Annotated in this window: 20 protein-coding genes; 3 read left to right on the forward strand and 17 right to left on the reverse strand. The window is 61.6% G+C overall.

Annotated features, from left to right (window positions below; translation table 11 throughout):
* Nucleotides 1-73 precede the first annotated feature (73 nt).
* Entirely contained in the window at nucleotides 74-709 is a 636-nt protein-coding gene (locus IPM73_02000; protein ID MBK8916864.1) for a cytochrome c4, read from the reverse strand.
* Between the two features lie 105 nt (nucleotides 710-814).
* On the opposite strand from IPM73_02000, the gene IPM73_02005 reads away from it, so the two are divergent.
* Nucleotides 815-1,465 (forward strand): YihA family ribosome biogenesis GTP-binding protein, encoded by a 651-nt coding sequence (locus IPM73_02005; protein ID MBK8916865.1) that lies wholly within the window; start codon nucleotides 815-817, stop codon nucleotides 1,463-1,465.
* A gap of 130 nt (nucleotides 1,466-1,595) precedes the next feature.
* Entirely contained in the window at nucleotides 1,596-2,600 is a 1,005-nt protein-coding gene (gene hemB / locus IPM73_02010; protein MBK8916866.1) for a porphobilinogen synthase, read from the forward strand.
* A gap of 2 nt (nucleotides 2,601-2,602) precedes the next feature.
* Here the strand turns inward: hemB and slmA are convergent, their stop codons facing one another.
* The 14 genes from slmA to ccsA all read right to left on the reverse strand — a co-directional run bounded on the left by slmA (nucleotide 2,603) and on the right by ccsA (nucleotide 14,929).
* Entirely contained in the window at nucleotides 2,603-3,211 is a 609-nt protein-coding gene (slmA, locus tag IPM73_02015; protein ID MBK8916867.1) for a nucleoid occlusion factor SlmA, read from the reverse strand.
* A 32-nt stretch (nucleotides 3,212-3,243) separates the two neighbouring features.
* Nucleotides 3,244-3,888 (reverse strand): pyrimidine 5'-nucleotidase, encoded by a 645-nt coding sequence (locus tag IPM73_02020; protein ID MBK8916868.1) that lies wholly within the window; start codon nucleotides 3,886-3,888, stop codon nucleotides 3,244-3,246.
* The gene (argB, locus tag IPM73_02025) at nucleotides 3,888-4,775 is read right to left on the reverse strand and encodes an acetylglutamate kinase (GenBank protein MBK8916869.1); all 888 of its coding nucleotides are present in this window, start codon (nucleotides 4,773-4,775) and stop codon (nucleotides 3,888-3,890) included. Before argB ends, IPM73_02020 begins: the two co-directional genes overlap by 1 nt.
* A gap of 94 nt (nucleotides 4,776-4,869) precedes the next feature.
* A complete protein-coding gene (nudB, locus tag IPM73_02030; protein ID MBK8916870.1) occupies nucleotides 4,870-5,346 on the reverse strand; it encodes a dihydroneopterin triphosphate diphosphatase in 477 nt (158 codons plus the stop codon).
* A complete protein-coding gene (locus IPM73_02035) occupies nucleotides 5,343-5,768 on the reverse strand; it encodes a barstar family protein (protein ID MBK8916871.1) in 426 nt (141 codons plus the stop codon). Before IPM73_02035 ends, nudB begins: the two co-directional genes overlap by 4 nt.
* A 7-nt stretch (nucleotides 5,769-5,775) precedes the next feature.
* On the reverse strand, nucleotides 5,776-6,129 hold the full coding sequence (locus IPM73_02040; GenBank protein ID MBK8916872.1) for a ribonuclease: 354 nt from the start codon (nucleotides 6,127-6,129) through the stop codon (nucleotides 5,776-5,778).
* Between the two features lie 10 nt (nucleotides 6,130-6,139).
* Complete coding sequence (aspS, locus tag IPM73_02045; GenBank protein ID MBK8916873.1) at nucleotides 6,140-7,942, reverse strand: aspartate--tRNA ligase; 1,803 nt, start codon at nucleotides 7,940-7,942, stop codon at nucleotides 6,140-6,142.
* Nucleotides 7,935-8,588: a DUF502 domain-containing protein gene (locus IPM73_02050; protein ID MBK8916874.1), complete on the reverse strand. Its 654-nt coding sequence runs from the start codon at nucleotides 8,586-8,588 to the stop codon at nucleotides 7,935-7,937. The genes aspS and IPM73_02050 overlap by 8 nt, the downstream gene beginning before the upstream one ends.
* Nucleotides 8,573-8,848 carry a zinc ribbon domain-containing protein gene (locus IPM73_02055; GenBank protein MBK8916875.1) on the reverse strand — a complete coding sequence of 92 codons (276 nt, stop codon included), beginning with the start codon at nucleotides 8,846-8,848 and terminating at the stop codon, nucleotides 8,573-8,575. Before IPM73_02055 ends, IPM73_02050 begins: the two co-directional genes overlap by 16 nt.
* Nucleotides 8,849-8,905: 57 nt before the next feature.
* Nucleotides 8,906-9,769 carry a prepilin peptidase gene (locus tag IPM73_02060; protein ID MBK8916876.1) on the reverse strand — a complete coding sequence of 288 codons (864 nt, stop codon included), beginning with the start codon at nucleotides 9,767-9,769 and terminating at the stop codon, nucleotides 8,906-8,908.
* Entirely contained in the window at nucleotides 9,769-11,001 is a 1,233-nt protein-coding gene (locus tag IPM73_02065; GenBank protein MBK8916877.1) for a type II secretion system F family protein, read from the reverse strand. Before IPM73_02065 ends, IPM73_02060 begins: the two co-directional genes overlap by 1 nt.
* 18 nt (nucleotides 11,002-11,019) lie before the next feature.
* Entirely contained in the window at nucleotides 11,020-12,732 is a 1,713-nt protein-coding gene (gene pilB / locus IPM73_02070; GenBank protein MBK8916878.1) for a type IV-A pilus assembly ATPase PilB, read from the reverse strand.
* 85 nt (nucleotides 12,733-12,817) lie between these two features.
* Nucleotides 12,818-14,086 carry an HlyC/CorC family transporter gene (locus IPM73_02075; GenBank protein ID MBK8916879.1) on the reverse strand — a complete coding sequence of 423 codons (1,269 nt, stop codon included), beginning with the start codon at nucleotides 14,084-14,086 and terminating at the stop codon, nucleotides 12,818-12,820.
* 6 nt (nucleotides 14,087-14,092) lie between these two features.
* Nucleotides 14,093-14,929, reverse strand: a complete 837-nt coding sequence (gene ccsA, locus IPM73_02080; GenBank protein MBK8916880.1) for a cytochrome c biogenesis protein CcsA — start codon at nucleotides 14,927-14,929, stop codon at nucleotides 14,093-14,095.
* 29 nt (nucleotides 14,930-14,958) lie between these two features.
* Here ccsA and ffh point away from each other — a divergent pair, with 29 nt between their 5' ends.
* Nucleotides 14,959-16,314 carry a signal recognition particle protein gene (gene ffh / locus IPM73_02085; GenBank protein MBK8916881.1) on the forward strand — a complete coding sequence of 452 codons (1,356 nt, stop codon included), beginning with the start codon at nucleotides 14,959-14,961 and terminating at the stop codon, nucleotides 16,312-16,314.
* 107 nt (nucleotides 16,315-16,421) lie between these two features.
* Here the strand turns inward: ffh and IPM73_02090 are convergent, their stop codons facing one another.
* Together IPM73_02090 and IPM73_02095 are read right to left on the reverse strand one after the other, a co-directional pair.
* Nucleotides 16,422-17,021 (reverse strand): lytic transglycosylase domain-containing protein, encoded by a 600-nt coding sequence (locus IPM73_02090; protein ID MBK8916882.1) that lies wholly within the window; start codon nucleotides 17,019-17,021, stop codon nucleotides 16,422-16,424.
* Nucleotides 17,009-18,739 (reverse strand): proline--tRNA ligase, encoded by a 1,731-nt coding sequence (locus tag IPM73_02095; protein ID MBK8916883.1) that lies wholly within the window; start codon nucleotides 18,737-18,739, stop codon nucleotides 17,009-17,011. Before IPM73_02095 ends, IPM73_02090 begins: the two co-directional genes overlap by 13 nt.
* Nucleotides 18,740-18,818: the final 79 nt, after the last annotated feature.

Here is an 18,818-nt window from a genome sequence, read left to right on the forward strand (position 1 = left end):
GCCGGGCGGTGTGAAGCGCGGGAAACAAAAAAGGCAGCCGCGGGGCTGCCTTTTTTATCGAGGGGAGGGCCGATCAGCGCAGGCCGGCGGCGTAGTCCGAAACGGCCTTGATTTCGGCGTCGGACAGCTTGGCGGCGATCGTGCGCATCATCTTTTCCGGGTCGTTGGCCCGCTCGCCCTGGCGGAAGGCCTTCAGTTGGGCTTCCGTGTAATCCGCATATTGGCCGGAAAGCCGCGGGTACTGGGCCGGCAGGCCGGCACCGGCGGGGCCGTGGCAACCTGCGCACGCCGGAACGCCCTTGGCGAAATCTCCCTGGCGCCAGAGTTTCTGGCCGAGGGCGATCTGCTTGTCATCCTTGGCGGCGGCGGGTTTGAGCTTCTGTTGCGAGAACCAGGCGGCCAATGCGCGCATGTCGTCGTCGGTGAGCGGTGCTGCCATGCCCCCCATGATGGCGTTGTTGCGCAGGGCGGGCTTGTTGTCCCCGGCCTTGAAATTGCTCAGCTGCTTGTAGATGTACTGCTCAACCTGGCCCGCCAGATGGGGGTTGGTGGAAGCGGGGCTGTTGCCATCGGCGCCGTGGCAGGCCACGCAAATGGTTTCGGCCAGGGCCTTGCCACGGGCGAGGTCGGCCTTGGGTTTGGCTTCCTCCTTGGCGAAGGCGATGAAGGGGGTGGCGAGAAGGATTGCCAGGACCGTCTTGCGAATCATTGTTAGCTCCTTGTGCGCGTCTCTGGGCCAGGGGCCGGGATGGGAAGTTACAAACCTGCTATTCTATACCATCTCGCCCGCCCCTGGCGGCTTCTCACACTTTTTATGTCTCTCTTCCGCCAAGCGGTCTTTCATACGACCGTCGCGCAATTGCGCGACCTCCCTACGGATTCCCTCTGCGAAGTCGCTTTCGCCGGGCGATCCAACGCCGGCAAGTCCTCGGCCATCAATACCCTCGCCGGGCGTACGCGGCTGGCGTTCGTCAGCAAGACGCCGGGCCGTACCCAGCATCTCAACTACTTCACTCTGGGTGAACGCAAGTATCTGGTCGATCTCCCCGGCTACGGTTTTGCCAAGGCGCCGGAGGAAATCCGTGCGCAATGGGAAGGGCTCATCGGCCCCTATCTCCAGGGGCGGGCGGTGCTGGCCGGGGTGGTGGTCATCATGGACGTGCGCCGCCCCTTGACGCCGCTGGACGAGCGTCTGATGGACTGGTACGCCCCTACCGGAAGACCGATCCACATCCTGCTTTCCAAGGCGGACAAGCTCTCGCGCCAGGAGCAGACCAAGACCCTCAGGGCCGTGCAGGCCGAATTGGCGCGCCGGGTGGGGCTCTATTCGGTACAGCTCTTTTCCAGTCTCAAAAAGACCGGAATCGAGGAGGCGGAAGCGGTTCTCGCCGGCTGGCTGGGACTTCCGGCGCCGGAAATAAAAAGGCCCCCGGAAAAGGGGAGTCCGGGGGCCAAAATGCCTTAACTCAGTAAGGCACCCGCTCAGGGAGGTAAAGCGGGAGACAGCGCGTGCCATCTGGCCCGTATGATGCGGGTCATGGGCAAAAGTTCCTGCTGAGGCGAGAATTTTTCGCATCAACTTTTTTAGGATTGCCATGAGCCTTTCCGGACGATTTCCTGCCATCCGCATGCGTCGCATGCGCCGCGATGATTTCTCCCGCCGCCTGATGCGGGAGTCGGTATTGACCGCCAACGATTTCATATATCCGGTCTTCGTCCTGGAGGGCGACGGACGCGTCGAAAAAGTGGCGTCCATGCCCGGCGTCGAGCGCCAGTCCCTGGATGGCTTGCTGCGGACCGCGGAGCGGGCGGTTTCCCTGGGCATCCCGGCCATCGCTCTTTTTCCGGTCATCGATCCGTCCCTGAAGTCCCTGGACGCAGAGGAGGCTTACAATCCCGCCGGCCTGGTGCCCCGGGTGGTCAAGGCCCTCAAGCGTGCCTTTCCTGATCTGGGCGTCATCACCGACGTGGCCCTCGACCCCTACACCAGTCACGGTCAGGATGGCCTCATCGACGCGAGCGGCTACGTGCTCAATGACGAAACCCTGGAGGTTCTGGCCAGGCAGGCTCTCTGCCATGCGGAAGCCGGTGCCGACGTGGTGGCGCCGTCGGACATGATGGACGGCCGCATCGGCCGCATCCGCGACGACTTGAACGCGGCCGGCCAGATCCATACCCGCATCCTGGCTTACTCCGCCAAGTACGCGTCGAGCTTCTACGGCCCCTTCCGCGATGCGGTCGGCTCTGCGGCCAATCTGGGCAAAGGCAACAAGTCCACCTACCAGATGGACCCGGCCAATAGCGACGAGGCCCTGCGGGAAGTGGCCCTCGATCTGCAGGAGGGCGCTGACATGGTCATGGTCAAGCCCGGCATGCCCTACCTGGACATCGTGCGCCGGGTGAAGGACCAGTTCGGAGTGCCGACCTACGCTTATCAAGTGAGCGGCGAATACGCCATGCTGAAGGCCGCCGCCCAGAACGGCTGGCTGGACGAAGAAGCGTGCATGCTGGAAAGCCTGCTTGCCTTCAAGCGGGCCGGTGCCGACGGTATCCTGACCTACTTTGCCCTGGACGCCGCGCAGGCGCTGCAAGGGCGTTGAGCCTATGCCCCCGGCAGGCCGGACTGGGAAAGGCAGGCGAAGTAAAGCATGGGCCACTGCTGCGGCCATTGTGCCAGAGGTTCGCGGTTGAAGCCGCTGCGGGCGTACTGCTCCCAGCGGCCTACGGCGTAGCAGCGCAATAGGTTGGCGAGGGCGCCGAAGTCGGCGTCGGGTTTGAGGTTTTCCTGGGTGGCGGCGATGCGCAGGGATTGCTTCAGGGCGGCTTCCAGTTTGTCCAGCAAAGCATTGATGCGACCCTGGAGGCGTTCGTGCTCGCCCACCAGGGCGTCGCCGATGAGCACCCGGGTCATGCCGCGGTTTTTCTGGGCAAAGCGCAGCAGGAGAGCCAGAGTCTGTTCGATCTGCTTGAGTCCCTCGCTTTCGTCGCGGGTGATCTGATTGACGACGCCAAGCAGGCTCTGTTCGATGAATTCGATCAGGCCCTCGAACATCTGCGCTTTGCTGGCAAAGTGGCGGTAGAGGGCCGCTTCGGAACAGTCCAGCCGGGCGGCCAGGGCCGCGGTGGTGATCTTCTCACCGCGAGGGTTTTCCAGCATTTCGGCCAGGGTTTGCAGGATTTGCAAACGACGTTCGCCGGGTTTATGCGCCATGGCCTCTCCTCCCCTCGTGGAATTTGCGCAGATTATAGTCGTGTCGCCCCGCGGCACAAGTCACGCACGGAGCGGACTTTCCTATCCACGAAGGGCGGCCGGCGTAAGTCAGCGCTTACCCACACGGTCTTCATGCCCAGGCGCTTGGCTGTGACCAGGTTGGCCAGGGTGTCCTCGACCAGGATGCAACGGCTGGGGTGAAGTCCCTCGGCCCGCAGCAGGGTGCGGAAGCCTGCCGGGTCCGGCTTGGGCCGAAAACGCAAGTTCTCCACCGCGTAGACGGCATCCACCAGGCGGTCCAGGCGGGTCAGCGCCAGCACCGCCTCGGTGTAGTGGCGTGGTGCGTTGGAAAAGACAATCTTGCGCCCCGGCAGGCGCCTCAGGGCTGCGCGCACGGCGGGGTCGAACCGTACCATGGCCGGCAGATCGGGAAAGCGGTGGGTCTCCCGCAGGAAATGGCGCGGGTCGGTGCCGTGGTGGCGGACCAGGCCCAGAAGGGTGGCGCCGTAGCGTACCCAGTAATCCTGCCGGATGCGGGTCGCCTCGTCGCTATCGACGCCCAGGTGGCGCTCGATGTATTCGCGCATCGAGCGATTGATGTGGGGAAAGATGTGGGGCGTGGCGTCGTGCAGGGTGTTGTCGAGATCGAAGAGCCAGACCGGCCCGCCCGGTACCATCAGCGCGACTTGATCATGGTGCCGACGCCGTGGTCGGTGAGAATTTCCAGAAGCAGGGCATGTTCGACCCGGCCGTCGATGATGTGCACGCCCTTGACGCCGTTGCGGGCGGCATCGAGGGCCGAGGCGATCTTGGGCAGCATGCCACCGGACAGGGTGCCGTCGGCCACCATGTCGTCGATTTCCTTGGGGGTGATGCCGGTGAGCAGGTTGCCGGCCTTGTCCAGGACGCCCGGAGTATTGGTGAGCAGGACGAGCTTTTCCGCCTTCAGCACTTCGGCGATCTTGCCGGCCACCACGTCGGCGTTGATGTTGTAGGTCTCGCCGTCCTTGCCGACACCGATGGGCGCGATGACCGGGATGAAGGCGCCCCTGTCCAGGTGGTCGATGAGCGAAGGGTCGATCTGTGTGATCTCGCCGACCTGTCCCACGTCGATGAGGTCGCCGGGGTTGTCCTTGTTCTCGAGCAGCAGTTTCTTGGCGCGGATGCAGTTGCCGTCCTTGCCGGTGAGGCCAACGGCCTTGCCGCCGTGCTGGTTGATGAGATTGACGACATCCTTGTTCACCTGGCCGCCCAGAACCATCTCGACGACTTCCATGGTTTCGGCGTCGGTGACGCGCATGCCCTGGATGAATTCACCCTTCTTGCCGACCCGGGCGAGGAGGTTTTCGATCTGGGGGCCCCCGCCGTGGACGACGACGATGTTGAAGCCGATCAATTCCAGCAGCACCACGTCCCGGGCGAAGCAGTTCTTGAGGTGCTCGTCGATCATGGCGTTGCCGCCGTACTTCACGACGATGGTCTTGCCGTGGAAACGCTTGATGTAGGGCAGGGCTTCGGCCAGGACGGCGGCCTTGGTGCCGGGGGAAAGGGTGTCGAGACTCATGGCAGGCTCCGGAGGAAGTCGCGGCAGATTTTACAAAGAAAAGGCGGTGGGCAGGGTTGGGACTGAGGGAGTGCGCGGGAAGTAAGGGGACTACTCATGGCATGGGGCCGCTGGGGGTGAGTGCTTGCGCGGACTGTCGCTGCGGCAGCGCGAGGATGGCGTCGCGGTTGCTCCAGGAGAAGCAACGCGCCGCTGCAGCCTGCCAGGGCATCCAGATCCAATCCCGGTGCTCCGCAGCGGCAATTCTGGGAGAAAGGCGTTCCGGCAGGGCGAGGGAAAAAACGTGTTCGACGTTCTCGGTGATTCCGGGGGCATAGCGCTGGCGCCAATGGGGAAAGATTTCGTAGCGGTGGTTGAGTTGCCAGTCGCGCAGTTCGTACAGGGCGGTGTCGAAACCCGTTTCCTCGAGGACTTCGCGCCGGGCGGTTGCGGCCAGAGCTTCCTGCCCTTCCCGGCTTCCGGTCACGGACTGCCAGTAGCCGGGGTGCGCGGCGCGCTCCAGGAGGAGGACGTCGAGCTTGACGGTATGAAGGACGACGAGGACCGAGACCGGCTGCTTGTAGGGGCTCATCCCCGCGGCGGGTCGGGTAGTTCCGCGTCGGCATCGACCAGAATCCAGAAGGGCTGGCCAGCGCTCCTGCGCTCATCGGCGGCGCCGGCCAGGACTTCCAGGAAGGTCGAGAAATCGTGCGGGTGGGCGCGGCGCCAGGACTCGGCTCCGGTGATGAGGAGCATCTGGGCGCCGACCGGTTGCCAGTCGGGATCGCCCAGGCAATCGGCCAGGGCATCAAAATTGGCGCCGTACCATGGGGGGAAATCGAGGCTCTTTCCCAGGGCGACAAGGCATTCCCGGCTGGCGCGCAGGCCCTTCAGGTCGGCACGATGGAGCGTGAATCCGCTGGTGCCGGCCTGGCTGATTAGGGCATCCACGCCTGAAGCAGGCAGGCGATAGACGCCGTTGCGCGATGGGTTCGAAGGCAGGATTGGCGTCATGGCGAGCTCATTCGCGTATGCGGCGGAAACTCTGGTAATGGTCTTCGGTGTAGTAATACTCGCCGCTGCTTCCGGCGACGATGCGGCGGGCGCCGCGCGTCCGGCTGCCGGGGGTCTGCACCGTATATTCGCGGTAGTAGCCGCGCGGGCGAAGGGGGAGGAGGCGTTCGAAATTGCGGAAGACGACACCATCCCGGCGGTAGGGGTAGGGCCCGCCCTGTTTGACCAGGGCGAGGGTCTGCCGGGCTTCGATGGGCAGGTCGGCGGCCGCAATCCAGTCCGTGCCCGACTCGCGAGCCAGACCAAGCGCACTCCCGATCGCCAGCCAGAGGACGAGCAGGAGGCGCAACCCGGCAGCCATTGGCGGTGCTTTACGCCTGGGGCGTGACTTCCACCTGGGTCTCGAGCTTCTGACGCAGGCGGATGTGCAGTTCGCGCAGTTGCTTCTCGTCGACGCCGGAGGGGGCGTCGGTGAGCAGGCACTGGGCGCGCTGGGTCTTGGGGAAGGCGATGACGTCGCGGATGGATTCGGCCCCGGTCATCATGGTGACGATGCGGTCGAGGCCGAAGGCCAGGCCGCCGTGGGGCGGGGCGCCGTACTTCAGGGCGTCGAGGAGGAAGCCGAACTTGGCCTGTTGCTCCTCGGGCCCGATGGCCAGGGCCTTGAAGACGGTTTCCTGAACGTCGGCGCGGTGGATACGCACCGAGCCGCCGCCCAGTTCCCAGCCGTTCAGCGCCAGATCGTAGGCCTTGGCCAGGCACTTGCCGGGATCGCTCGTCAGCAGATCCATGTGCTCGTCCTTGGGGCTGGTGAAGGGGTGGTGGCAGGCGGTCCAGCGCTTGGATTCGTCGTCGTATTCGAACATGGGGAAATCGACGACCCACAGCGGTGCCCACTTGGCGCCGGTGACGAAGCCCTTTTCGTGGCCGATCTTGATGCGCAGCGCCCCAAGGGCGTCGTTGACGATCTTGGCCTTGTCGGCGCCGAAGAAGATGAGGTCGCCGGACTGGGCGCCGGTGCGCTCGATGACCGTGCGCAGCGAGGCTTCGGACAAGTTCTTGACGATGGGCGACTGGAGGCCGGTTTCATTGATCTGGGTGACGTCGTTGACCTTGATGTAGGCCAGGCCCTTGGCGCCATAGATGCCGACGAACTGGGTGTAGGCGTCGATTTCGCCGCGGGTCAGAGCGGTGCCGCCCGGGATGCGCATGGCGGCGATGCGGCCGCCTTCGCTGTTGGCGACGCCGGCGAAGACCTTGAAGGCGACGCCCTTGAAGGCGTCGGTGACTTCGGTCAGCTCCAGGGTGACGCGCAAATCCGGCTTGTCCGAGCCGAAGCGGTGCATGGCTTCGGCGTAGGTCATGCGCGGGAATTGCGGGAGATCGACGTCGATGGCTTCCTTGAAGACACGGCGGATCAACTGCTCCATCAGGGCGGTGATTTCGGCCTCGCCCATGAACGAGGTTTCGATATCGACCTGGGTGAATTCCGGCTGGCGGTCGGCGCGCAAGTCTTCGTCACGGAAGCACTTGGTGATCTGGTAGTAGCGGTCGTAGCCGGCCACCATCAGCAGCTGTTTGAAGAGCTGGGGCGACTGCGGCAGGGCGAAGAATTGGCCGGGATGCACGCGGGACGGCACCAGATAATCGCGGGCACCTTCCGGGGTGGACTTGGTGAGCATCGGCGTTTCGACGTCGATGAAGCCGTTGTCGTCGAGGAAGCGGCGAAAGGCGCGGGCCGTCTTGTAACGCAGCATCAGGTTGTTCTGCATCTGCGGGCGGCGCAGGTCGATGACGCGGTGGGTCAGGCGCACGTTTTCGGAGAGATTTTCCTCATCCAACTGGAACGGGGGGGTGACGGACGGGTTGAGGACCTCGATCTCGTGGCAGAGCACTTCGATTTCGCCGGAAGCGAGGTTGGCATTGGTGGTGCCGGCCGGCCGGGGGCGCACCTTGCCGGTGATCTTGAGACAGAACTCGTTGCGCACGGACTCGGCGATCTTGAAGGCGTCGGCCCGGTCCGGATCACAGACCACCTGGGCCAGGCCCTCGCGGTCCCGCAGGTCGATGAAGATCACGCCCCCGTGGTCGCGGCGGCGATGGGCCCAGCCGCAAAGGGTGACGATCTGGCCGTCGAGGGTGGCGTTGAGTTGTCCGCAGTAGTGGCTACGCATGAAGCTGTTCCGTTTTCAGTTGGGGTTTCGTTGCGCGATGGGGCGGCGGAGGGGCCACGACGCCCATCGAAATGATGTATTTGAGGGCTTCGTCGACGGTCATGTCGAGCTCGACGACGCTGGAGGCCGGCATCATGAGGAAGAAGCCGGAGGTGGGGTTGGGGGTCGTCGGCACATAGACGCTGACGTAATCGCCGCCCAGGTGGTTGCGCACGTCGCCCCCCGGCTGCCCGGTAAGGAAGGCTATGGTCCAGCTGCCTTCCCGCGGGTACTGAACCAGCAGGGCCTTGCGGAAGGCATTGCCGTTGGGCGCGAAAAGAGTGTCGGAAACCTGCTTGACGCTGTTGTAGACCGAATTGACCACCGGGATGCGGGCCAAAAGCTTTTCCCACCAGGACACCAGCTTTTGCCCGATGAAGTTTGTCGCCAAGAACCCGGTCAGGAGGATCATGAGCAGGGTCAGGAGCGCGCCAGCCCCGGGGATCATGAAGCCTACGAGCTGCTGGGGGTGGAAGGCGGTCGGCAAGAGACGCAGGGATTGGTCCAGCGTATTGACGATCACCGACAGCACCCAGGCCGTGATGACCAGGGGAACCCAGATCACCAGCCCGGTGATGAACCAGCGTTTGATCAATTGGCGGCGCACGCGCAAGCTCCAGTGCCGCCCTGGCAGGGGGGCGCACTTTCAGGCTTGGTTTCTGCGGGTTTTGCGGGGGGCGAAGAATTGCCTTTGAAGTCGGTGGCGTACCATCCGCTTCCCTTCAACTGGAAGCCGGCCGCAGACAACAGCTTTTGATAAGCACTGGCGTTGCACTGAGGGCAGACGGTCAGCACGGGGTCACTCAATTTCTGCAGGTGTTCCTTCTGGAAACCACAGGCGTCGCAGCGATATTCGTAGATCGGCATGGGAATCCTCCAAAACCTTGAATTATAACCGATCGTTATCGTGTGCTGACGGTCCGGTCAGCGAATCGTGTCCAGGTAATACGCGGTGAGAGGTGCTCCCCACACCAGGGCAATCAGCCCGGCGGCGGCAAGATACGGGCCGAAAGGAATGGGGACCTGGCGACCGTGCCGGGCAAAAAAGATGAGCGACAGTCCAACCAGCGCACCCACCAGGGACGACAACAGGATCACTACAGGCAGCAGCTGCCAACCCAGCCATGCGCCAATCGCGGCAAGCAGCTTGAAGTCCCCGAAACCCATGCCTTCCTTGCCCGTGGCCAGCCGGAAGAGCCAATAGACCGACCAGAGCGAGAGATAGCCTGCCATTGCACCGATCACTGCCGATTGAAGGTCCGTGAAGGTACCGAACAGGTTGAAAGCGAGGCCCAGCCACACGAGGGGGAGGGTAATGCCGTCCGGGAGAAGTTGGGTGTCGAAATCAATGAGCGACAAGGCAATCAGGGCCCAGAGCAGCGCCAGGGCTCCCAGGGTGGGCCATGGCGCCCCGAAGTGCCATGCGAGGCCGGCGGAACCGAGTGCAGTGAAGGCTTCGACCAGGGGGTAGCGGACAGAAATCGGGCTGCGGCAGGCCGAGCACCTGCGGCCGAGGAGGAGGTAGCTCAGAACCGGAATGTTCTCCAGCGCCGTGATGGCATGACCACAGCTCGGGCAGCGGGAGCGGGGCCGAACGAGGTCGAAGGGCGCGTCGTCGGGGAGCCGAGTAGCCATTGCGTCGGAGCCGGCTTGCAATTCGGCACACTGCGCTGCCCACTCCCGCTCCAGCATGCGCGGCAGGCGGTGAGCGACGACATTGAGGAAGCTGCCCACGCACAGGCCGAGCAGCCCCGCTACCGCGGCCAAGCCGCCCGGAGTTTCCAGCATCAGCCGCCGACCACGGAACCCAGTTTGAAGATGGGCAGGTACATGGCGATGACCATGCCACCAATGAGGACGCCGAGGACGACCATGATCAGCGGCTCCATCATGCTCGACAGGGCGGCAACGGCATCATCCACTTCCGCCTCGAAGAAGTCGGCAACCTTGGAGAGCATCGAGTCCAGGGCGCCGGACTCCTCTCCGATGGCGACCATCTGAGTCACCATATTCGGGAAGAGGTTGGTATTCTGCATGGCGGTGGTGAGATTCGTTCCGGTCGAGACTTCGCCCTGAATGTTGCGGGTGGCAACCTTATACACGTAGTTCCCGGCTGCGCCCCCCACGGACTCCAGTGATTCCACCAGCGGGACACCGGCGCTGAACATGGTGGAGAGAGTCCGCGTCCATCGGGCGATGACAGACTTGCGGATGATGTCACCGAAGACAGGGGTCCGCAGGGCGTATCGGTCGAATGCGATTTGCATGGCCTCGGATCGTTTGTACGCCGCGAAGAAACCGTAGATACCGCCGCCTATGGCCCCAAATATGGCCCACCAATAGGCGACGAAATAGTCTGAAATCGCGATGACGATGAGCGTCGGGGCGGGCAGATCTGCTCCAAAGCTCTTGAACACTTCCTTGAAGGCAGGGATCACAAAGATCATGATGATCGCCGTAATAACGAAGGCGACGACGATGATGGTAAGCGGGTAGAACAACGCTGACTTGATCTTGGCCTTGATTGCCAGCATCTTCTCCTTGTAGGTCGCGAGCCTGTCCAGAAGACTGTCCAGTATGCCTGCCTGCTCGCCTGCGCCGACGAGATTGCAGTAGAGCGCGTCGAAGTAGAGCGGGTACTTGCGAAAGGCTTGGGAAAGGGAACTGCCGGTTTCAACATCCGCCTTGATATCGAGTAGAAGCTTGCCGACAGACGGATTGGAGTGGCCGCGACCGACGATATCAAACGCTTGCAGGAGCGGTACCCCGGATTTCATCATGGTGGCCAGTTGGCGCGTAAACAGCGTGATGTCTTTTTCAGTGACCTTGCTGCCCCCACGGAAACGTTGCTTGCTGACTTTACCGACAAGCACACCCTGCCTCCGAAGCGTCGTTTGAACGACGGCCTCGCTGGCAGCCCGCATCTCTCCCCGGACGACCTTGCCGTCCTTGTTCTTGCCTTCCCAGACGAAGGTCGCTTCCTTGACGACCGATTTCCTGGCTTGTGCGGCAGTGGCCATCGCCTGTCCCCTTCCCTGTTATGCGTTGGTCGTGCTCAAGACTTCATCGAGCGAGGTAACACCCTGCTTGACCTTGAGAAGTCCGGAAGTCCGCAAATCCTTGACGCCGTCCTTCTGTGCCTGAGCGGCAATGTCGAGCGAGGTTCCGCCGGCCAGGATGATACGTTGTATGGCTTCGGATACCGGCATGACCTGATAGATGCCAACCCGGCCCTTATACCCCGAGCCTTTGCACCGATCACAGCCACCGGGGCCGTAGAGCGCCCAGGATCCATCCAGTTCGGCCTCCGTGTACCCCGCGTTAAGCAGCGCCTCTCTCGGGACGTCGACCGGTTTCTTGCAGTTGCACAGGCGTCGTGCAAGCCGTTGGGCAGTGATCAGCAGGATGCTGGACGCGATGTTGAAGGTTGGTACGCCCATGTTCATCAGCCGGGTGAGGGTTTGGGGTGCGTCGTTAGTGTGCAGGGTGGACAGCACCATGTGACCCGTCTGAGCAGCCTTGATCGCAATCTCTGCGGTCTCGATGTCGCGGATTTCGCCCACCATGATGACATCGGGATCCTGTCGCAGAAAGGACTTGAGCGCCGCGGAGAAAGTCAGGCCCGCTCTGTCGTCCACGTTGACCTGATTGATGCCGGGCAGGTTGATTTCGGCCGGATCCTCAGCAGTGGAGATATTGACTCCTGGCTTGTTGAGGATATTCAGGCAGGTATAGAGGGAGACCGTCTTGCCCGAACCGGTTGGGCCTGTAACGAGCACCATGCCGTAGGGGCGGCTCACCGCATCGAGCAAAGCAGCCTTTTGCTCGGGCTCATAGCCTAGGGCTTCGATGCCCAGAGTTGCAGACGTTGGATCTAGAATCCGCAGGACGATTTTCTCGCCCTGTAAAGTCGGGAGTGTACTGACGCGAAAGTCGATGGCGCGGCTCTTGGACAGAACCAGCCTCATGCGACCGTCCTGGGGAACGCGTTTCTCAGCAATGTTGAGTCTGGAAATGACCTTGATCCGGGAAGCGATCTTTTCCTTGATCGCAAGGGGGGGGGTGGCAACCTCCCGCAGGATGCCGTCGACGCGGAAGCGGATGCGGTAGAACTTCTCGTAGGGTTCGAAGTGGATATCGGACGCGCCGTCGTTGATGGCGTCCAGGAGCATTTTCTGAATGAATTTGACGACCGGGGCGTCGTCTATGTCCTGGCTGGCCGCTTCGTCCTGTTTTGTGGCTTCCTCGTCAAGAAAGTCGAGATTGATGTCATCCGATGCGAGATTCTTGAGGCTGTCTTCGGCGGACTCCGAATACTTGGAGACCAGGGGAAGAAGCTTGGGCTCCTCGACGACGATGGGGTCCACTGCCAGGCCGGTCTGAAAGCGAATCTCGTCGAGCGCCCGCAGGTTGGTGGGATCCGAAATCGCGACCGATAGTCGGTTGCCGCGTTTGTTGAGGGGAACGACCTTATGGGTCGCGATCAGCTTGCGGTCGACCGCGTTTGCCGGAACGTGGACTTCATCAAAAGTGGCCAAGTCAAGCAGCGGATAGCCAAAGGTCTCTGCGACAAAACGGGCGACATCGAGGGCACTTGCCTTCTGGCTTGCGACCAACTGCTCGATGAAGGTTGTCTTGTTGGAGGTGGCCTGAGACAGGAGCTGCTCAGCGTCGGCTTCCTTGAGCCGGCCGGCCTGAACCATGGCACGAGCCAAGCCGCCCAGAGGTGCAGTCTGAGGTGTGGAAGCCATCAGAATAGATCAAATGCCGGATACATCCCGGCGATGATGCTACGTAGCCCAAGGTTTGTAAAGCCTTCTCGGGCGCGGGAATCGCCTAGGTGTGGGGTCGGAACAGGCGTGCTGTCTTGACGCTGCGGTCCTCGGTATAGACGACCTCAATGGCGACACCCGCAATCTTGACGCTTACCCCGGCTTCCGGGATGTCCTGGAGTTGCTCCAAGAGAAGGCCGTTGAGGGTTTTGGGGCCATCTACGGGGAGGTCCAGCGCGAGCATCCGGTTGATGTCTCGCAGGAGTCGGCTGCCTTCGACGAGCGCAGCTCCCGTAGTGTCCCAGGCAAGCGAATTGTCCAGACCCGGAAGCGAAGTGGTGAATTTCCCCACGATTTCCTCAATGATGTCCTCCAGTGTCAGTAATCCTAAAATGTCGCCATACTCGTCGACGACGAAGCCGATCCGCTGACGATTTTCCTGGAAGTAGGCCAGTTGCGTGAAAGCCGCGGTACCGGCCGGCACGTAGTACGGGTCCGAAAGCAAATCCATGATGGCTTCTTCCCTCAGGGGGCCGCGATTGGCTTCCCCCAATACTCGCCGAAGGGCGAGGACCCCGAGCAGTTGGTCCAGAGATTCCCGGCAGACCGGAAGGCGGCTGTGGTGGCTGGTCCCCATCTGGTCGAGTACCTCGTCCCAGGGGCGGTCGATGTCTAGGATCTCGATCTGAGCCCGCGGTGTCATGACATCTTCGACGGTAATGGCATTCAGATCGAACAAATTGGAGAGAATGGTTCGGTGCTTGGCGGGAATCAGATGAGCCGATTCAAGGACGAGCGAGCGCAGCTCCTCGGGCGAGAACCGCGCCGACTCCTGCTCAGGTGTCGGAGAAAGACGGAGAAGGCGTAGGAGCGCGGCGGCAAACAGATTGACAAACCATACGACTGGGTAAAACAGCCGGAGGAGTGGGGTCAGCAGAAATCCCAGGCCCAAGGCCAGTTTGTCGGCGTAGGTGGCCCCGATGATTTTGGGTGTAATCTCGGAGAAGACCAGAATGGCGAAGGTAATGGACAGTGTGGCAATCCCCAGTGCCCATTTTCCTTCGCCGAACAACTCGATGGTGATGACGCTGACCAGGGTGGCCGCCGCTGAATTGACGAGATTGTTACCGAGAAGGATGACGCCCAGGAGCTTGTCGGTCCGATCCAGAAGTGCCAGCGTTACCTGGGCGCCACGGTGCCCGTTCTGAGCCAGATGGCGCAACCGAAAGCGGTTCGACGCCATCATCGCCGTCTCGCTCAGCGAAAAGAAGCCGGACAGTGCCAACAGGGCGACGAGCGTCAGCGACAGAGCCGAAAGAGGAATCTCGCTCAAGGCGGATCAGTGCCCGAGAATGACTTCAGCGACGAAGCGGCTGCCCACGTAGGCCAAAAGGAGCACTGCAAACCCAGACAGGGTCCAGTGCAAGGCTTTTTTTCCGCGCCAGCCCCAGGCGTGCCGGCCGACCAGTAGGGTGGCGAATATGGCCCAGGAGGCGAAGGCGAAGAGGGTCTTGTGGTCGAGCTTCAGTGCCCTGCCGAATATCTTTTCCGAAAAAAAGACGCCACTCCCCAGAGTGAGGCTGAGCAATACGAAGCCCATAAGGAGCATGCGAAAAAGCAGTTTCTCCATGGTCAGGAGCGGCGGTAGGCTGGCGAGGCTGCGGGTCAGTGTGCGCTGGTGCAGGGCACGCTCGGTGAATCCCATGAAAATGGCGTGGAGTGCCGACAGGGTAAACAGGCTATAGGCGAGCATTGCCGCCAGGAAGTGGAGCTTGAAGCCCGTTGCTTCGGCGTGTGCCACCAGATGAACGTGGGGGAAGATGGCCGGAAGGAGGGCGCAGACGGATGCCAGGGGGAGCACCATGGGCTGCAGGCCTTCCATGCGGGCCATGAAACTCTCCAGCCAGTAGATGAGGACGGCCAGGGCCATCATCAGAGAAAGCGCGAAGCTGAACGAGAAGCGCATGCCGACTTCGCTGAACAGAGCACTGTGGATGCCGAAACCATGGACGAGCAAAGCGCTGCCGATCGCCGCGCGCTCCCAGGATTGCATGGGGACGGCAACACCAGATCTGTCGATTTCTCGCCAGCGGGAATTCCAGAAGTGGTAGCCGAGTCCCCCGTACAGTGCGGCTGCCAGAATGTGCGGCATCAGCTGAATTACAATAGCGCCCATCCGACCATTCTAAACGAAGCCCCAATCCCATGCTCGACAACCTGACCCAGCGGCTCGCCCGCGTCATGAAGACGCTCAAGGGCGAAGCACGCCTTACCGAATCCAATATCGCCGATGCGCTACGTGAGGTTCGCATGGCCTTGCTGGAGGCCGATGTGGCCTTGCCGGTGGTCAAGGAATTTATCGCCGCGGTGAAGGAAAAGGCAGTGGGCGAGGAGGTTATGGGCTCCTTGAGCCCAGGCCAGGCCTTGGTTGGCGTGGTCCACCGGGAGCTTTCCCGGATCATGGGGGGGGCGCATGAGGGCATCAGTTTCGCAACCCAACCGCCCGCCGTGGTGCTCATGGCAGGCCTGCAAGGTGCTGGCAAGACCACTACCGTAGGGAAGTTGGCCAAACTCTTGCGGGAAACACAGAAGAAAAAAGTGCTCGTGGTGTCCTGCGACGTTTACCGCCCCGCCGCCATCGATCAGTTGAAATCGGTGGCCGGACAGGCTGGCGTCGACTTCTTTCCCTCATCGACCGGGGAAAAGCCCGAGGCGATTGCCCTGGCAGCGGTCGATTGGGCAAAGCGGCACTACCATGACGTCCTGCTGGTCGATACGGCGGGGCGTCTGACCATCGACGAAGAAATGATGGCCGAGATCAAGCGTCTGCACGCGGTAGCGAGGCCTATCGAGACCCTCTTCGTGGTCGATGCGATGCTGGGTCAGGATGCGGTCAATACTGCTCGCGCATTTAATGAAGCGCTACCGCTCACCGGTGTGGTCTTGACCAAACTCGACGGTGACGCCCGCGGGGGCGCGGCCCTTTCGGTCCGCCACGTAACAGGCAAGCCGATCAAGTTCGCTGGAGTCGGCGAAAAGCTGGGAGGTATCGAAGCCTTTCATCCGGAACGGATGGCTTCCCGTATCCTCGGTATGGGGGACGTCCTTTCCCTGATCGAAGAGGCCAAGAAAGGCATCGACGAGGAACAGGCAGTCGCGTTTGCGAAGAAACTCAAGTCTGGTAAGGGGTTCGATCTCAACGACTTCAAAGAGCAGATGGGACAAATGCGCAAAATGGGCGGACTCAGCGCATTGCTCGACAAAATGCCGGCGCAGGTGGCGCAAATGGCAGGTCAGATGCCGGTCGGTGCAGAGGCAAAAATGGTGGGGCGAATCGAAGGGATCATCAATTCGATGACGCCGGCGGAGCGGGCTAGGCCGGATATCATCAAGGCAAGCCGCAAGCGGCGAATTGCGGTTGGTGCGGGAGTCCAGGTGCAGGAGGTCAACCGTCTGCTGAATCAGTTCGAACAGTCACAGAAGATGATGAAGCAACTGACCAAAGGTGGGGTCGGTAAGCTCATGCGGGGAATGCGGGGGATGCTGCCAGGGATGCGCTGAGTCGCGCTGAGTCGCGCGGAATCCCTTGAGCGACTCCTTGTCTGCGGGGCGCCTCAGGGGAATCCTGCCCATCCTGCCGCTCGGGTCGTCGCGGACAGAACAGGGCGTCAAGTGCGTGGGAGTGGTTGCCAACCCCAGTTGCGTTCCCAGGAGGCCCGTACCATGTTGGGGTACTCCGGTTTTCCTAGACTGCCGTTGTAGCGGCCCAGAGCCCGATACAGATCACCTCTTTCGATATCCAGGTAGTGCCGTAGGATGGTGCATCCATAGCGCAGATTTGTTCGCAGGTGGAAGAGGTTGTCGTCCGGGCGGCCAATGATCTTGATCCAGAATGGCATAACCTGCATGTAACCGCGTGCTCCCGCAGAGGAGACTGCATATTTGCGGAATCCTGATTCGACCTGCATCAATCCTAGAACCAGTTGGGGGTCGAGTCCGGCCCGTGTTGCTTCGTAATGGACGGTGCGTAACAGTTCAATTCGGTAATCCCGGTTCGCGATGCGATTCTCGAGTCGTCGCGACATCTCCGCGAGCCAGTTGGCCGCTTCTATCGGATTGCGAAACGAACTTGCCGGCGGGCGGGCATCAGAAACCGCCTTGTGCAAAGCTGCCTGAACGCTTGCCGATAGAGGTTCGTACTTCTGGGCGCCGGCCAGGGCTGCGCCAGGAAGGGCGGCTAGGCACAGCGCTGTGATCAGCCTGAGCACAGTTTTGCCCGGAGTGCCGAGACTATGGATTCACGGGAAAGCATCTCGGATTCTGTGTCGCGTCGCCCCTTGTATTCCACATGCCCTTCCTTAAGACCCCGCTCGCCCACAACCAGGCGGTGGGGAATTCCGATCAGTTCCATATCGGCGAACATCACACCGGGACGCTCGTCGCGATCATCCAGAACGACATCCATTCCTGCATCGGCGAGCTCCCGATACAGCGCGTCCGCAGCCACGCGCACGGGTTCGCTCTTCTTGTAGCCCATTGGGATGATCGCTATTTCCCAAGGGGCGATTGCGGCCGGAAATACAATTCCCTTTTCGTCGTTCCCCTGTTCGATGGCTGCGCCGACGATGCGGGTCACACCGATGCCATAGCAACCCATCTCCATGAACTGGCTCTTGCCGGTTTCGTCCAGGTAGCTGCATTGGAGCGACTCGGAATATTTGCGGCGCAGTTGGAAGATGTGCCCGACCTCAATGCCGCGGCACAATTCCAGTCGGCCGTAACCATCGGGCGATGGATCGCCGGGGACTACATTTCTGATATCGGCGACTTCGGGTTCGGGCAGGTCTCGGGAAAAATTGACCCCGGTCAGGTGTACATCGGGTTCGTTGGCGCCACACACGAAATCCGAGAGTGCGGTGACACTGCGGTCGGCGATCACTCTTACACGTTTCGTATCCACGCCAACCGGCCCGATGAAGCCCGGCCTGCATCCCAGATGATCGAGAATTTCGACTTCCGAAGCAAATCGGAATGGTGACAGGCCCGCAAGTTTTCCGACCTTGATCTCGTTGAGTTCGTGGTCACCCCGCAGAAGCAGCAAAGCAAACGATTTCTCGCCTTGGTCTCGGTCGCAGAACACCGCGATCGATTTGACGATGCGGTCCGGCGTAGTCCGCAGATAGGCCGCGACGTCCGCGCAGGCGGTCTGCCCGGGAGTCGTGACCTTCTGAAGGGCCTCCAGGGGGGCTGGTCGGCCCTGCGACGGGGCGACAGCTTCCGCGAGTTCGACATTGGCGGCGTAATCGGAGGTCGGACAAAAGGCGATGGCGTCCTCGCCGGAGTCGGCGAGGACATGGAATTCGTGGGATCCCGTTCCCCCAATTGATCCCGTATCAGCCGCTACAGCCCGAAAGCGCAGACCGAGCCTGCTGAAGATGCGGCCATATGTGTCGTACATGTTGCGGTATTCACGTTCCAGATCAGCGAAAGAGGAATGAAATGAATAGCCGTCCTTCATCAGAAACTCTCGGCCGCGCATGACGCCGAAACGCGGCCGGATTTCGTCCCGGAACTTGGTCTGAATCTGGTAAAGGTGGATGGGTAACTGCCGGTAGCTCTTGACGTCCCGTCGTACGACGTCGGTGATGACCTCTTCGTGTGTCGGACCAATGACGAAGTCGCGCTGATGCCGATCCTTGAATCGCAACAATTCGGGTCCGTAATGGTCCCAGCGGCGGGATTCCTGCCAGAGTTCGGCTGGTTGAACTGCGGGCATGAGCAATTCCTGCGCACCTCCCCGGTTCATCTCCTCGCGGACGATACTTTCAACTTTACGCAATACGCGGAGCCCAAGCGGCATCCATGTGTAAATCCCCGCTGCGGCCCTCTTGATGAGACCGGCCCGCAACATCAACTTCTGGCTGACGACCTCGGCGTCGGCGGGGGCTTCCTTGAGGGTCGTGAAGAAGAACTGGGTGGTACGCATGGCAGGCTCTCAGACAGGGCAAAAGCCGAAATTCTACACGGGGCCTATCTTTTGCAAGCGGGCCGCCTTTGTGAAAGAA

This window comes from Betaproteobacteria bacterium (assembly GCA_016720065.1).
Lineage (GTDB): Bacteria > Pseudomonadota > Gammaproteobacteria > Burkholderiales > Rhodocyclaceae > SSSZ01.